The sequence below is a fragment of the Streptomyces sp. CNB091 genome, from assembly GCF_000377965.1.
Map to the genome: position 1 here is coordinate 106,401 of NZ_KB899000.1, position 14,438 is coordinate 120,838.

Genomic DNA, 14,438 nt, shown 5'->3' on the forward strand with positions numbered 1-14,438 from the left:
ACACTACCGGCTCCAACAAACATTCCCCCTCTCGCTCACCGGCAATCACATGCGGTTACGCGGCCAGCGGCAGCACACTGGCGCCCGTCGCGTCGAGGGCCAGCCGGTTCGCCGCCCAGCCCTCCCCCGCCAGTCGGGCCACCTTGTCGGCCGAGCCTTCCTCCGTCAGCGCGAGGACCGTGGGTCCCGCGCCGGAGATGACCGCGGGCACGCCGTCGGCGCGCAGGCGGTTGACCAGTTCCACGCTCTCCGGCATGGCGGGGCCCCGGTACTCCTGGTGGATCCGGTCCTCGGTGGCGGCGAGCAGCAGCTCCGGGCGGCGGGTCAGGGCCTCGACGAGCAGGGCCGCCCGGCCGGCGTTGAGGGCCGCGTCGACGTGCGGGACGGTGCGCGGGAGCAGGCCGCGCGCCGTCTCGGTGAGCACCGGGCGCCCGGGTACGAAGACCACCGGGACGACGGATTCGGCGGGGTCCATCCGGATCGCCCGGGCCGCGCCGCCGTCCATCCAGGCGAGGGTGAAGCCGCCGAGCAGACAGGCCGCGACGTTGTCGGGGTGTCCCTCGATCTCGGTCGCCAGCTCCAGCAGGGCCGCGTCGTCGAGGCGGGCGTCGCCGCCCGTCGTCACGGCGCGGGCGGCGACGATTCCGGCGCAGATGGCGGCGGAGGAGGAGCCGAGACCGCGGCCGTGCGGGATGCGGTTGGCACAGACGATCTCCAGCCCGCGGGGCTGGCCGCCGAGCAGGTCGAACGCGGTGCGCAGGGAGCGCACGAGCAGGTGGCTCTCGTCGCGGGGCAGCGTCTCACTGCCCTCACCTGCGATGTCGATGTGCAGCCCGGAGTCGGCGACCCGGACGACGACGTCGTCGTACAGCCCCAGCGAGAGGCCCAGGGCGTCGAAACCCGGGCCCAGGTTGGCGCTGGTTGCGGGGACGCGCACCCTGACGGCGGCGGCTCGGAACGCGGGACCGGCCATCGGTCGGACCACTCCTTGTAAGGCGGCGGGGATGCAGTGCGGGTGGCTCTGCGGCGGCGGGGCGTGAGGGCGGTGGTGAGGGGTGGTGTTCAGGGGTGGTTCAGAGGTGGGGGCGATCGGCGGGGGTCATGGCGGTGGGGGTCGCGGCTGTGCGGAGGGCTCCGAATCGATGCGGGAATCCGGCGACCGGCCCGACGGCCGTGACGGGGACCGCAGGCGTGGCGGTCCGGCGGGCGGATGCCGGGCGGATGGGGTACAGCTTATCGAAGGAAGGTTCTGTGGCGACATAGGGCGCACAGGAGGCGCACGATGCGTGTCGCCCGCCTCCCATGCGCTCTCGCCCCGGAAAGGGGCTGGTTGGGCGGGTTGTCGCGGTTCCCGGACCGGCCGCGGCGCGTGCCGGCGCCCGGCCCGGGACCGGATCAGACGAGGCCGAGCTTCTCGGCGGCGGTGGCCGCGTCGACCGGGACGGTGACCGGCTGCGGTGCGCCCGCGACAGCCCAGTCGGGGTCCTTGAGGCCGTTGCCGGTGACCGTGCAGACGATGCGCTGGCCGGGGTCGACCTTGCCCTCCTCGGCGGCCTTGAGCAGGCCGGCGACGGAGGCGGCCGACGCGGGCTCCACGAAGACGCCCTCCTGGGAGGCCAACAGCCGGTACGCGGACAGGATCTGCCGGTCCGTCACCTCGTCGATGAAGCCGCCCGACTCGTCGCGCGCGGCCAGTGCGTAGTCCCAGGAGGCCGGGTTGCCGATACGGATCGCGGTGGCGATGGTGGAGGGGTCCTTGACGACCTCGCCGCGCACGATGGGCGCGGAGCCGGAGGCCTGGAAGCCCCACATGCGCGGGGAGCGGGTCGAGACGCCGTCACCGGCGTACTCGGTGTATCCCTTCCAGTACGCGGTGATGTTGCCCGCGTTCCCGACCGGCAGGACGTGGATGTCGGGGGCGTCCCCGAGCGCGTCGACGATCTCGAACGCGGCGGTCTTCTGGCCTTCGATACGGACCGGGTTGACCGAATTGACCAGCGCCACCGGGTAGTTGTCCGAGAGCGAGCGGGCCAGGGTCAGGCAGTCGTCGAAGTTGCCGTCGACCTGGAGGATCTTGGCGCCGTGCACGAGCGCCTGGCCCATCTTGCCGAGCGCGATCTTGCCCTGCGGTACGAGGACGGCGCAGACCATCCCCGCGCGCACGGCGTACGCCGCGGCGGAGGCCGAGGTGTTGCCGGTGGAGGCGCAGATGACGGCCTTCGCCCCCTCCTCCTTGGCCCGGGTGATGGCCATGGTCATGCCGCGGTCCTTGAACGAACCGGTGGGGTTGGCGCCCTCGACCTTGAGGTGCACCTCGCAGCCCGTGCGCTCGGAGAGGACCTGTGCCGGAACGAGCGGCGTACCGCCCTCACGAAGCGTGACGACCTGAGTCGTCGCCGTGACCGGAAGCCGGTCCCGGTACTCCTCGATGATGCCGCGCCACTGGTGGGTGCCCTTGCTGGTCATGGGTCCTTTACTCCCCTTCAACACGCATGATGCTGGCGACACCGCGCACGGTGTCGAGCTTGCGCAGCGCTTCGACGGTCCCGGAGAGGGCGGCGTCGGGCGCGCGGTGGGTGACGACGACGAGGGACGCCTCGCCGTCCCCGTCTGGACGTCCTTGCTGGCGTACGGTGTCGATCGACACGCCCTGCTCGGCGAAGACCGTCGCGACCTGGGCGAGGACGCCCGGCTTGTCGGCCACGTCGAGGCTGATGTGGTACCGCGTGACGACCTCGCCCATGGGGCTGACCGGCAGGCGGGTGTAGGCGGACTCACCGGGGCCGGTGGCCTCGCCCAGTTTGTTGCGGCAGACCGCGACGAGGTCGCCGAGGACCGCGGAGGCGGTCGGCGAGCCGCCGGCGCCGGGCCCGTAGAACATGAGCTGCCCGGCCGCGTCGGCCTCGATGAAGACCGCGTTGTACGCCTCGCGGACCGAGGCCAGCGGGTGGCTGAGCGGGATCATCGCGGGGTGGACGCGTGCGGTGACGGAGGCCCCGTCGGCGGCGCGCTCGCAGATGGCCAGCAGTTTGACCGTACAGCCCATCCGGCGGGCCGAGGCGATGTCGGCGGCGGTGACCTCGGTGATGCCCTCGCGGTGCACGTCGCCGATCCTCACGCGGGTGTGGAAGGCGATCCCGGCGAGGATCGCGGCCTTCGCGGCGGCGTCGAAGCCCTCGACGTCGGCGGTCGGGTCGGCCTCGGCGTACCCGAGGGCGGTGGCCTCGTCGAGCGCCTCGGAGTAGCCGGCCCCGCTGGTGTCCATCTTGTCGAGGATGAAGTTGGTCGTGCCGTTCACGATGCCGAGGACCCGGTTGACCTTGTCCCCGGCGAGCGACTCGCGCAGCGGCCGCACCAGCGGGATGGCCCCGGCGACGGCGGCCTCGTAGTACAGGTCGCGGCCGTACTTCTCGGCGGCGGCGTGCAGGGCCGCGCCGTCCTCGGCGAGCAGCGCCTTGTTGGCGGAGACGACGCTCGCGCCGTTCTCGAAGGCGGCGGTGATGAGCGCCCGGGCCGGCTCGATGCCCCCGATGACCTCGATGACGACGTCGATGTCGCCACGCCGCACGAGCGCGGTGGCGTCGGTGGTGATCAGCGCGGGGTCGATGCCCTCACGCACCTTCGAGGGCCGGCGGACGGCCACGCCGGCGAGCTCGACGGGCGCGCCGATGCGCGCCGCGAGGTCGTCGGCGTGCGTCGTCATGATGCGCGCCACCTCTGAGCCGACCACACCACAGCCCAGCAGCGCCACCTTCAGCGGACGCGTACGCATCATCCGACCTCGTTTCTCATACCTGGACCCTCCGGAGACGGGGGGCGGCGTCGCACCCCCGACCGCCGGAGGGCCATGCTCATTGGGGACCAGTCTCACTCACCGGACGGGAGTTTCTGACCGTCGTCCGGATCCTGAGATGACTATTTCATCAGCCGACATCGAGGCGCAGGAGATCTTCCTCCGTCTCGCGCCGGACGATGACGCGTGCCTCTCCGTCGCGGACCGCGACGACCGGCGGGCGCAGCGCGTGGTTGTAGTTGCTCGCCATGGAACGGCAGTACGCGCCGGTGGCGGGGACGGCGATCAGGTCGCCGGGGGCCAGGTCGGCGGGGAGGAACGCGTCCTTGACCACGATGTCGCCGCTCTCGCAGTGCTTGCCGACGACCCTGACCAGCATCGGTTCGGCGTCCGAGGTGCGGGAGACGAGCGCGACGCTGTACTCGGCGTCGTACAGCGCGGTGCGGATGTTGTCCGACATGCCGCCGTCGACGCTGACGTACGTCCGCAGCCCCTCCAGGGGCTTGATCGTGCCGACCTCGTACAGCGTGAACGCGGTGGGGCCGACGATGGCGCGCCCCGGCTCGACGGAGATCCGGGGGGTGCGCAGCTTCGCGGCCTCGCACTCGCGGGTGACGATGTCGCTGAGCGCCTTGGCGATCTCGTGCGGCTCGCGGGGGTCGTCCTCGGAGGTGTACGCGATGCCGAGGCCGCCGCCGAGGTCGATCTCGGGCAGTTCGACGCCGTGCTCGTCGCGGATCTCGGCGAGCAGCTGCACCACGCGGCGGGCGGAGACCTCGAAGCCGGCCATGTCGAAGATCTGCGAGCCGATGTGCGAGTGGACGCCGATGAGTTCGAGGCCGTCGAGGGCGAGGGCGCGGCGCACGGCCTCGGCGGCCTGCCCGTCGGCGAGCGCGATGCCGAACTTCTGGTCCTCGTGCGCGGTGGCGATGAACTCGTGGGTGTGGGCCTCGACGCCGACGGTGACGCGGATCTGCACCCGCTGGCGGACGCCGTGGCGCCGGGCGATGTGGGCGACGCGGACGATCTCCTGGAAGGAGTCGAGCACGATCCGCCCGACGCCCGCCTCGACGGCCCGCTCGATCTCGGCGACGGTCTTGTTGTTGCCGTGGAAGGCGATGCGCTCGGCGGGCATACCGGCGTCGAGCGCGGTGGTCAGCTCCCCGCCGGAGCACACGTCGAGGTTCAGCCCCTCTTCCTTCAGCCAGCGCACGACGGCGCGGGAGAGGAAGGCCTTCCCGGCGTAGAAGACGTCGGCGTCCGGCCCGAAGGCGTCGGACCAGGCGCGGCAGCGGGCCCGGAAGTCGCTCTCGTCGAGGAAATAGGCGGGGGTGCCGAACTCCTCCGCGAGCCGGGCGACGGTCATCCCGCCGACGGTGAGGGCGCCGTCCGCGTCACGGGTGACGGTGCGCGACCAGACCTTCTCGTCGAGGACGTTGAGGTCGGCGGCGGGCGCGGAGTAGTGCCCCTCGGTGAGGACGTCGGCGTGACGGGGTCCTGCGGGGTGTGCGGAGCGGCTCATCGTGATGGTTCTTTCGGGTCTCTGTCTGATCGCGTCAGAGGTGTTCGGGCGCGCGGATGCCGAGCAGGGACAGGCCGCCTGCCAGCACCGTCCCGGCGGCTTCGGCGAGAGCCAGCCGGGCGCGGTGGGCGGCCGAGGGTTTCTCGTCACCGGCGGGCAGGGACGGGCAGGAGTCGTGGAAGTCGAAGAACGCGTGGGCGACGGCTTCCAGCTGCCGGGCGACCCGGTCGGGCGCGCGGTGACGGGCTGCTGCGAGCAGGACGCCAGGGTGGTCGGCGATGAGGTCGAGGAGGGGGCGGGCGGCACTGTCGTACGGGGCGGGGCCTTCGGCGCCCGGGGCGGGCTCGGGATGGCTTCCGCGGTGCGCGGCGGGCCCGGCGGGCTGGGCGGGCTCGGCATGCCGGCCGTACGCGGCTGGCCCGGCGTACGCGGCTGGCCCGGCGTACGCGGCTGGCCCGGCGTACGCGGCTGGCCCGGCGTACGGGGCGGGCCCGGGGCGGCTTCCGCTGTGCGCGGCGGGCCCGGCGGGCTGGGCGTACGGGGCGGGCTCGGCGTGGCTTCCGCTGTGCGCGGCATGCCCGGCGCCCGGGGCGGGCTCGGCGGTGAAGCCGAGGAGGGCGGCCCCACGGGTGAGGGCGCGGGCCCTGGCGTGGGCGTGACGGACCCGGAAGAGCGGGTTCGCCTCGCCCTGGACGAGCAGTCCGGGGCCGAGGGCGGCTCGGTCGTGCCCGGCGGGCCGCAGGAGTCCCCAGCGGGCGGCGTCGGACCCGAGCCGCTCCAGCAGCTCCCCCGCGGTGGCCCCGGCGGGGACGGGCCGGATCCCGGTGAGCGGCACGGGGGGCGTCCCGTGCGCGTCCACGGTGACGCCGAGGCGGGCCCAGTCCGGGTCGGGCGTCTCCTCGCAGCTGACCCGGACCCGGGCGCCCTGGGCGATGACGAGCCGGCGGACGGCGTGGGCGGTGACGGCGGCGCGGACCTCCCGGGCGTGGTGGAACTGGAGGGTCTCGTCCCGGAGCGCGTCCCCGTGTCCGTACGCGAGGCCCTGTTCCCGTACGGCGTCGAGCACGGCACGGTCGCCCGCGGCCGGTGCGTCGAGGGTGAAGCTCAGGAACCCCGGTCCGGTGATCTCGACCCGTCCGACGCCGGGTTCGGCGACGACGCGTTCCCGCAGGATGCGGGCGACTTCCAGGGGGGGCAACGCGGCGGGCCCGGCGAGCTGGAGCGCGACGGCGCAGGCGTAGTCCCCGCTGCCGCCGGGCCGGGTCCTCTCCACCCGCACGCGCGCGGGCACGGGTGCGCGCAAGGCATCCTCGTCGACCGCGCGGCGCACGGCGCGCAGCACGGTCCGGGAGAGGTCGGCGGGGGTCACGGGTCAAGCGTAGGTGAGAGAGGGGGGCACTCCGCGACCCGGTTTCGCCATCCGGTCGGCCGGACCCGGCCCGGCGCCCGGGTCGGCCGGACCGGCGGCACCGCCCCGGTGGGCCCGGGACCGGTTCGCCGCCCCGGTCAGCCGGTGGCGCTCCCCGCCCGCCCGGCACCGCGCCGGCCGTCCTCCGAGGGCTGTTCCTCCCCCGTCACCAGCCGGCGCATGATCCGCACCAGCTCGCTGGGCTCGAAGGGCTTCGCCAGGAACGCGTCGACCCCGGCCGCCACACCCGCGTCGACCTCGTAGGGCGTACAGGCGCTGATGACGGCGATGGGAAGGCTACGGGTCCGGGGGTCGGAGCGCAGGCGGGTGGCGGTCTCCAGACCGTCCAGCCGGGGCATCACGACATCGAGGGTGATCGCGTCGGGGCGGACCCGCTCGACCAGGTCCAGGCACTCGACACCATCGGCCGCGGTCACGACCTCGAAGCCCTCCAGCTCGAGATTGACCCTGATCAGCTGCCGGATGACCTTGTTGTCGTCGACAACAAGCACGCGGCCGTAAGCCCCTGGCACCCTTCGAGAGTAGGTCGGCCGGAGGTGCGGCGTCCGGGTTTTGTCCACTTCGGCCCCCGTGGGGCGGCCACGGCTCCCACGGACCGCCCGACCGGGAGGAAGAGGCGCGGCGACCGGGAGGAAGAGGCGCGGAGGCACGGCGGAATACCTGTTCACGGGCACCCCGCGGGAGCTGGTAGTGTTTCACCCGTCGCAGAGCAGCACCGCGATACGCCCCCGTAGCTCAGGGGATAGAGCATCGGCCTCCGGAGCCGGGTGCGCAGGTTCGAATCCTGCCGGGGGCACCATAGTTCAGGTGCCATACAGGCCCTCTGATCAGGCATTCAGCCAGATCGGGGGGTCTGTTTCCATGAGTGGGCAGTTGGCAGATGCCAGGGGCGCGGCCCCGGGACGGCCCGCTGTGCGGCACCGAGCATCCGCGCGGAGGTAACCGAGCCGGGTACGGCCGACGCCGACGGCGGCCGGGCGCCGTCCGCCCCGTCCCTCTTCGAGCGGCGCCGGTCGGCCGCCGAGGGGGATTCCTCCGATCCGCCTGCGCTCCGACCGGTCCGCCTCGCGTATGCGCGGGAGTATGGTTCAATCCGGCCAGGCAGGCGCCAGACGGGAGGCTCGGTTCGTGCGAGAAGGCGACCGCAGGAGGGGCCCGCTGCGCACACGGAGCGGGGCCGCCACAGCGATCTCCCGGCACCGTCGCAGCGCGGCATCGGCCGGCCGTTCCGTGATCCGCGACCACTTGGAGTGGCTCAACGAGGCGAGTACGAGCATCGGGACCACGCTCGATCTGGAGCGCACGGCGCAGGAGTTGGTCGAGTTCGTCGTGCCCCGGCTGGCGGACGGCGGGGCCGTCGATCTCCTCGAGTCGGTGCTTCGTGGCGAGGAGGGTGTGCGGGCCGACGCACAGCCGACCGGCACCCGAGCCATCGCCGTGGCCGTCATCGACGCGCTGGCGCACCTGGAGCCGGACCCGGTCGGGGAGATCTCCGTCTATCAGGAGAGAGCGGTGGACCGCTGCCTGACCGAGCGGAAGCCTGTGCTGCTGGCCCGGTTGAGCGCCGACGACTACGGGTGGGTGGCTCCTACACCCGAAGCGGCGGCGTTGTTGCGCGCCGGGGGGGTGCACAGCTACATGGCTGTGCCGCTGATCTCTCGGGGCGTACTGCTGGGCGTGGCCGATTTCATTCGCGCGGGCAACAGGCCTCCTTTCACCGACACCGATCTCGCGCTCGCGATGCAACTCGCCTCGCGGGCCGCTGTCTTCCTGGACAACGCGCGTCTGTACGGCCAGGAGCGGGAGCGCCTGGTCGCCCTCCAGCGCAGCCTGCTCCCTCGTGCCATGCCGAGCACACCAGGCCTGGGCGTCGACGCCTTCTACGCCCCGCCGACGGACATGAGCGGCGTCGGCGGGGACTGGTACGACGTGGTGGCCCTGCCGGGCGGCCGGAGCGCCCTGATCGTCGGCGACGTCATGAACCATGGCCTGTCGGCCGCGGCGACCATGGGGCGGCTGCGTACGGTGGCGCGCACGCTCATGGCCCTGGACATCGCCCCCGAACACACCCTCGCCCGCATGGACCTGGCCGCCCGCGACCTGGACGACGACCAGGTCGCCACCTGCCTGTGCGCGGTGTACGACCCCGCGACCGGGGACTACACCCTGGCGAGTGCGGGACATCCGCCACCGCTGCTGGTCGACGGCACGGGGTACGCCACGCACGTCGACGTGCCGCTGGGCGCACCGCTCGGCGCCGGCGTCATCCCGTATACCTCTGTCCGTCTGCCGGCGCCCGCGGGAAGCCGGCTTGTGCTCTACACCGACGGGTTGTTCAAGACCCGCACGGATGATCTGGACACCCAGTTGGAGAGGCTGCGCGACACCGTGTCGCGGATGGATCCCGCTCTCCTGGGCACTCTGGTGACGTCCGGGGTGGGACCCGGCACCCGCTTCGACGAGGCCGTCCTGCTGATGTCCACCAGCCACCCCGTCTCCGGCGAGGGCGACGTCGTCGTCTGGGAGCTGCCGTCCGACGCCACCGCCGCTTCCGCCGCCCGCCGGCTGGTGCGGGAGCAGCTCGGCCGGTGGAACCTGGCCGGGCTGGTCGACACCACCGAGCTCGTCGTCAGCGAGCTGGTCGGCAACGCCCTGCGCTACGGAGGCGGCCCCGGTCAGCTGCGGCTGCTGCGTCACGACCGGGTGACGGTCGAGGTCACCGACACGGGAGCGGATCTCCCGCACATTCAGCCGCCGACTCTCAGCGATGAAGGCGGCCGGGGCCTCCAGCTCATCAACATGCTGTGCCGACGCTGGGGATCCTGCCGGACGCCCACCGGCAAACTGGTCTGGGCCGAACAGGACGTCACCGCCTCCGCCTTCGACCCCGACTGACGGATGTCGACGGTCGGGCCGCCCTGGCGGAGCGCGGTCCGGCTCACCCCCCGCGAGGTGGGCCGTCAGAACTTCCCGTTGACCGGGATCCAGCCGGACCAGGTCTCGGGCTGGTAGAACTTGCCCGTGTCGCCGTCGTAGCGCAGGACCCGGAGACGTACGTTGCCGTCCTCGCGGTAGTCCTTGTTGCAGGTCGCCCAGGTGTCCACGCCCAGCTTGTTGACGCAGACCTCCTCGGCGCGCCCGTAGTCGGTGTAGACACCGACCGCCGCGGACATACCGTCCTTCTTCGTGTCGCCCGCCCAGACGATGTCGCCGTTGTGCTGGAAGCACCCACTGGCGCCGTAGGCGGCGGTCGATCCCAGGCACGCGCTCGACGACGGAGCGGCCGCGGCCACGGCTTCCGCCTGTCCGCCCGGTGCCGCGCCTTCCACCGGTCCTGCCGGTTCCGCCGGTCCTGCCGGGTCCGCCGGTTCCGCCGGTTCCGCCGGTTCCGCCGGTTCCGCCGGTTCCGCCGGTTCCGCCGGTTCCGCCGGTTCCGCCGGGGAGGGAACATCCTCCCCGGGCGCCGTGGCCCCGCCTTCGACGATCCGCACGTCCGCCGGCAACCGCACTTCCTGGGGGCCCGCCGTGACGCCGTCGGCCAGCGCCGGCGTCACGGTGACCGCCGAGACCGCGAGTGCTGACGCGCCGGCGAGAACGCTCACCTTCGAGCGCCACTTTTCACGCATGCTTCACTACCCCCGTGCCTGACCTCTGTTGCGAGGTCATCAAATACCAATATGTGAACAGAGTGTGAGACTAAGAGATCGTCGTGACGGATGGAAGGGGCTTCCGTGACGCGGGGGCCCGGTGATGCCCCTGCGTCACGTGCGCCGTACCTGCCCGAAAGCGGTCCAAGACGCGGAACAGGAGGGCGGGCACACGTCTGTGTGCCCGCCCTCCTGTTCCGGCTGTTCCGGCACTCTCACCCGTTCGTGAGCGGAGTGCTCACGGCAGAGCGGGCGGCTCGAGGGCCCTCTCCCCCTCGGCCAGGTCGGCGAACGACAGGTCGAGGGCGCACTCCGGCGGGGTGTCGGCGGTGGCCTTCGCGCACTTCTCCGGACCCGCCATGCTCTGCTCGTTCAGGGCGGGCGGGCCCGCCTGGCGCTTGCCCGTCTCGATGTTCTCCGCCAGACCTTCCACCGAAGCCGGCCCGGAGCGGGTGGCGGGCCGCTCGGCCTCCGTGGCGTCCGGCGAGGACGAACAGGCCGTCGCGCCGGTCGTGGCGCACAGGACGAACACGACCGAGGCCGCAGCGGTACGAAAGCGCATGATGTCCCCCTCTGCGGACGCTCGGACATCCGAGTCGTCAGTCGATCCACGGTGCCACAGCGTGCGGTACGGAGGACCGAGAACGTGTGAAGAAGGCGCGCCTCCGTCCGGAGGCTGGGCACCGTGGGACCGGGCCTCAAGCGCCTGTGCGGTAAGGAGGTCTGCGCATCCATGTGCCCGGGGCCGGGGCGCGGGGGAATGCGCCGCTGCCTTGGCGGTTACCGCCTTCGGTCCGGATCGGCGACCGCTCGGACGAGCTCCGCGCCCTGAAGGCGCACCGGGCCGGATGGAAGGTGATCCCACGCTGACCATGGTGAGCGGGCTGGGCGGTGGGGAAGACCGGGGTCACGCCGGCCCGGCTGCACACTCTGCGCCCGCACTTCCTCGACAGCCAACGGGGCGCCGACCCGGCGCTCAGGCGCCGGACGGTCGCGGCGTGAGCCATGGGATGTGACGCGGGCGCTCCTCCCGCCCTCGTCAAACGGCCGCCCCGTCGAGGAGGTTGTCCAAGAGGACGTTCGGCAACCTACTGAGAACCGCGTTCTCCGTCTGCGTGTCTCTCGCGCGCGCGTGAAGCCTGCCGACAACCTCTGCGAACCGCTCACGCAGGGAAGACGTGGGCCAATGGAGCACAGAAGAAGCCAACGCGTTGCGGCTCAGCTCGCGCCCCCCCGGCCCTTGGGCCGCTGCGGTGAGTTCCCTGCTTCGGGATCGGACTTCGTGCAGGAGCCAGTACGTGTCGGCCAACGTCTCGGCACGCAGGGCCAGCACGCCTCGCCCCGGCACTACCGGCACCTCGTTCAGGACGGCGTGCACGCCGTCCTCCCTGGTCGCCAGGAGGAGTGACTGGGGAGCGCACACGGAGTCCCTGCCAGGGGGTACCAGTCGGGTCTCGGTCCGCGAGACGTACGGAAGGCCCTTGCGCAGTACGTCCGCGGGCGCGAGGAAAGGCACACTGCCTTCCAGAAGCAGCTCTGTCGGGCCAGAGACATCTTCCCGGGGGCGCGCCGCCTGCCCCATGCGCAAGTGCGTCACCGCGCCGAAGGAGCGTTCGGGCCAGGCTTCCCTGTCACGTACCTCGACAGCGAACAACGCGTCGCTCAGCGACATGGCGCATTCCGCGATGCGCCTGTTCACCGACATCTTTCCCTCTGCGGCCCTCACCGTGCGGAGAAGTGCCGTCCCGGCTCCTGCGGGCGGCAGCGGCACGGGGAGCCCGCGTAGCTCTTTCAGATTGAGAGTGCGTTGCAGCGTGGAGCCTCTGACGTGCCTGTCGCACCAGTCCCGTACATATGACGACCCCAGCCACAGTCTGAGCCAGGCTGCCTGGTCCGGTCCCGTCGTGCGCACCAGCGCGACCGTGCGGGCCACGTTCCATCCTTCGTGCGCCTTGGTGACCAGAGCTGCCTCACCGACTCTCCCCACGAGCACGACGAGTACATCCCCGACCCTCACCTCGCTGCGGGCGTTCGCCTGGTGGATGAGGGCATGGACCTTCCTCGGATCCTCGCTGTGGAGGCGGCCCTCCTGGATGTCGGAGGCTCGGACCATCCCCACGCCGTCGTCCTCGTGGGCGCCGGGCCGTGTGATGCCGTAGCGGATGTCCAGAACCCATGGCAGCCGCTCCAGGGGGGCTGCTCGCCAGCCTCGGGGCAGTCGGCTCAGCCGCTCCTCCAGGGGGTCCGGGTTCACCACTGCTCCAGAAGACCACTCAGCTCGGCCTCCAGCCGGTGGGACCTGTCGAAGAGGCCGTACAGCTCCTGGGTCAAGTCGCGCACCCTCTCCCGGTCATCGCCGTGTCCGGATTCCGCTACGGGAGCGCCGACACGACGGGAAGGCAGTACGTCGTATTCCTGAGCTGCGATCTCCTCGATCGCCAGCGATCTGCACCAGCTGGGCACGTCCTCGTAGGGTTCCTGGTCCTGCGCACCGCGCCAGGACGCGAAGGTGGCCGTGATGCGGTTTCTGGCGTCGTCCGGCAGAACCCGGCGTCCGCGCGCGACCTTGACCGCGGTACCGCTGGCGTCGATCAGCAGGGTGTGCCCGGACCGGTCACTCGCCCCCCAGGAGTTGCGGCCCTTCTTGCTGCTGTTGAAGAGCCACAAAGTCACCGGGTTGCGTACATGCGGGAGCAGACCAGCAGGAAGCTCGATCACGCAGCTGAGGGCATCGTCCTCGACGAGACCCGCACGGATCTGGAGTTCCGCGGACCTTGTGGTGGAAGCAGCGCCGGTGGGCAGAAGCAGTGCTCCGCGGCCGGGCCCCTTGGGCGACATCCTGCCCACCACGTGCTGCGCCCAGGCGAAGTTCGCGTTTCCTGCCGGCGGGAACCCATAACGCCAGTCGGGGTGGATTCCCCGGGCCTGCTGAGACCACGCGGTCTGGTTGAAGGGCGGGTTGGCGACGACCACGTCGAAGGTCAGGCCCTGGAACCCACCGTCGGTCAAGCTGGACGCCGGCCCGTGCAGAAAGCCCGGAACGTCGTGAACCGCCAGGTTGATCGCAGCCGTTTCGAGCGCGGCCCGGTTGGAGTCCTGTCCGTACAGAGCCGGATCGCCGGCCTGCCCGTCCCGCGCACGAGCGTACTCATCAGCCTTGAGCAGGAAGCCGCCGGAGCCGCATGCCGGGTCGTAGACACTCTCACCCGGACGAGGTTCCATCAGGCCGGCCACGAGTCCGGTCAGGTCCGTAGGGGTGTAGTAGTCGCCCCCCTTGGCCGACCTCTGGACCTGTTCCAGGCAGTCCTCGAACAACGCCGCAAGGTCCGGAGCCGTGGACACGCAGCGGACGAGCGGCTCCAGGTCGGCCCCTCGAACGTCCGTGAGGTCAGGCGGCAGATCCCGCAGTTCAACGTGGCGCGCCTGCCACTCCCACAGGCCGCGCACGACCTCCGTCACGACATCGCGGCCGTCCCGCGTCCACAGGCCCCGGCCCAGAACTCCGCTCCAGGCGTGCTCCGCCTGCGACCTCTGCATCAAGTCGTCGCGCTCCGCCTCGTGGCGCAGGAGGGCCAGGAGCATGACGAAGTGAACGGCGTCCGGTTGGGTCAGCGCGCCGCGCACAGCCTCCAGCGCACGTGACAGCGACACATTCGACGCTTTCTCCACCTTCGGCTCCTGCCTTTCTCGTGCCATCCACGTACGTGTGCCGGGTTCGCCCCATCATGCCTGTCGGTGCTCAGTCGGACCCCACGTAGGTCAGGACGATGAAGGCCAGGCTGACCACGGCGAGGAACACCATCCCACCGGCCTCCAGCCCCTGGTCCACGCTGCCGGTACGGGCCAACTGCCAGAACGCAGCCGCAAGCGCACAGATCATCCCCAGCGCCACGGCGGACTTCGCCCGGGCCTTCCGCTCTTCCATCTGCCCTCCCGTTGATCCAGACATCACTGAATGACCACAAAGCAGACGTGAAGGCGTATCCCTCAGCCAGCTACCTCGCTACCGTACCGCATACAGCAGTCCGTTTGGGATACGTGCAGCAG

The 14,438-nt window shown here is 71.6% G+C and carries 12 protein-coding genes and 1 tRNA gene; 2 read left to right on the forward strand and 11 right to left on the reverse strand.

Going from position 1 to position 14,438, the window contains the following annotated elements; genetic code table 11:
- Nucleotides 1-55: 55 nt before the first annotated feature.
- The 6 genes from thrB to D581_RS0120115 form a co-directional block, all read right to left on the reverse strand.
- Complete coding sequence (gene thrB / locus D581_RS0120090; RefSeq protein WP_018959001.1) at nucleotides 56-973, reverse strand: homoserine kinase; 918 nt, start codon at nucleotides 971-973, stop codon at nucleotides 56-58.
- Between the two features lie 422 nt (nucleotides 974-1,395).
- A complete protein-coding gene (gene thrC, locus D581_RS0120095) occupies nucleotides 1,396-2,466 on the reverse strand; it encodes a threonine synthase (protein ID WP_018959002.1) in 1,071 nt (356 codons plus the stop codon).
- 7 nt (nucleotides 2,467-2,473) lie between these two features.
- Nucleotides 2,474-3,772, reverse strand: a complete 1,299-nt coding sequence (locus D581_RS0120100) for a homoserine dehydrogenase (protein WP_026290723.1) — start codon at nucleotides 3,770-3,772, stop codon at nucleotides 2,474-2,476.
- Nucleotides 3,773-3,923: 151 nt separating this feature from the next.
- On the reverse strand, nucleotides 3,924-5,315 hold the full coding sequence (gene lysA, locus D581_RS0120105; RefSeq protein WP_018959004.1) for a diaminopimelate decarboxylase: 1,392 nt from the start codon (nucleotides 5,313-5,315) through the stop codon (nucleotides 3,924-3,926).
- 34 nt (nucleotides 5,316-5,349) lie between these two features.
- Nucleotides 5,350-6,684, reverse strand: coding sequence for an ArgS-related anticodon-binding protein NrtL (gene nrtL, locus D581_RS0120110; protein WP_018959005.1), 1,335 nt, complete (start codon nucleotides 6,682-6,684; stop codon nucleotides 5,350-5,352).
- A gap of 137 nt (nucleotides 6,685-6,821) precedes the next feature.
- A complete protein-coding gene (locus tag D581_RS0120115; protein ID WP_018959006.1) occupies nucleotides 6,822-7,235 on the reverse strand; it encodes a response regulator in 414 nt (137 codons plus the stop codon).
- Nucleotides 7,236-7,468: 233 nt separating this feature from the next.
- On the opposite strand from D581_RS0120115, the gene D581_RS0120120 reads away from it, so the two are divergent.
- Nucleotides 7,469-7,543, forward strand: a tRNA-Arg gene (locus tag D581_RS0120120).
- Nucleotides 7,544-7,974: 431 nt separating this feature from the next.
- The gene (locus D581_RS0120125) at nucleotides 7,975-9,639 is read left to right on the forward strand and encodes an ATP-binding SpoIIE family protein phosphatase (RefSeq protein ID WP_026290724.1); all 1,665 of its coding nucleotides are present in this window, start codon (nucleotides 7,975-7,977) and stop codon (nucleotides 9,637-9,639) included.
- A 65-nt stretch (nucleotides 9,640-9,704) separates the two neighbouring features.
- On the opposite strand, the gene D581_RS0120130 is transcribed toward D581_RS0120125, so the two are convergent.
- The 5 genes from D581_RS0120130 to D581_RS0120155 all read right to left on the reverse strand — a co-directional run bounded on the left by D581_RS0120130 (nucleotide 9,705) and on the right by D581_RS0120155 (nucleotide 14,316).
- Nucleotides 9,705-10,370, reverse strand: coding sequence for a hypothetical protein (locus tag D581_RS0120130; RefSeq protein ID WP_018959008.1), 666 nt, complete (start codon nucleotides 10,368-10,370; stop codon nucleotides 9,705-9,707).
- Between the two features lie 259 nt (nucleotides 10,371-10,629).
- Nucleotides 10,630-10,953, reverse strand: coding sequence for a hypothetical protein (locus D581_RS0120135; RefSeq protein ID WP_018959009.1), 324 nt, complete (start codon nucleotides 10,951-10,953; stop codon nucleotides 10,630-10,632).
- Between the two features lie 477 nt (nucleotides 10,954-11,430).
- On the reverse strand, nucleotides 11,431-12,645 hold the full coding sequence (locus D581_RS0120145; RefSeq protein ID WP_018959011.1) for a hypothetical protein: 1,215 nt from the start codon (nucleotides 12,643-12,645) through the stop codon (nucleotides 11,431-11,433).
- A complete protein-coding gene (locus tag D581_RS0120150; protein WP_018959012.1) occupies nucleotides 12,642-14,060 on the reverse strand; it encodes an N-6 DNA methylase in 1,419 nt (472 codons plus the stop codon). Before D581_RS0120150 ends, D581_RS0120145 begins: the two co-directional genes overlap by 4 nt.
- A 70-nt stretch (nucleotides 14,061-14,130) precedes the next feature.
- Nucleotides 14,131-14,316: a hypothetical protein gene (locus D581_RS0120155; protein ID WP_018959013.1), complete on the reverse strand. Its 186-nt coding sequence runs from the start codon at nucleotides 14,314-14,316 to the stop codon at nucleotides 14,131-14,133.
- Between the last annotated feature and the right edge of the window lie 122 nt (nucleotides 14,317-14,438).

Excerpts from the sequence above, each read along its gene's own strand:
- thrC (WP_018959002.1), bottom strand. The coding sequence starts at position 2,466 with ATGACCAGCAAGGGCACCCACCAGTGGCGCGGCATCATCGAGGAGTAC.
- thrB (WP_018959001.1), bottom strand. The coding sequence starts at position 973 with ATGGCCGGTCCCGCGTTCCGAGCCGCCGCCGTCAGGGTGCGCGTCCCC.
- D581_RS0120135 (WP_018959009.1), bottom strand. The coding sequence starts at position 10,953 with ATGCGCTTTCGTACCGCTGCGGCCTCGGTCGTGTTCGTCCTGTGCGCC.
- lysA (WP_018959004.1), bottom strand. The coding sequence starts at position 5,315 with ATGAGCCGCTCCGCACACCCCGCAGGACCCCGTCACGCCGACGTCCTC.
- D581_RS0120155 (WP_018959013.1), bottom strand. The coding sequence starts at position 14,316 with ATGGAAGAGCGGAAGGCCCGGGCGAAGTCCGCCGTGGCGCTGGGGATG.
- D581_RS0120130 (WP_018959008.1), bottom strand. The coding sequence starts at position 10,370 with ATGCGTGAAAAGTGGCGCTCGAAGGTGAGCGTTCTCGCCGGCGCGTCA.
- D581_RS0120100 (WP_026290723.1), bottom strand. The coding sequence starts at position 3,772 with ATGCGTACGCGTCCGCTGAAGGTGGCGCTGCTGGGCTGTGGTGTGGTC.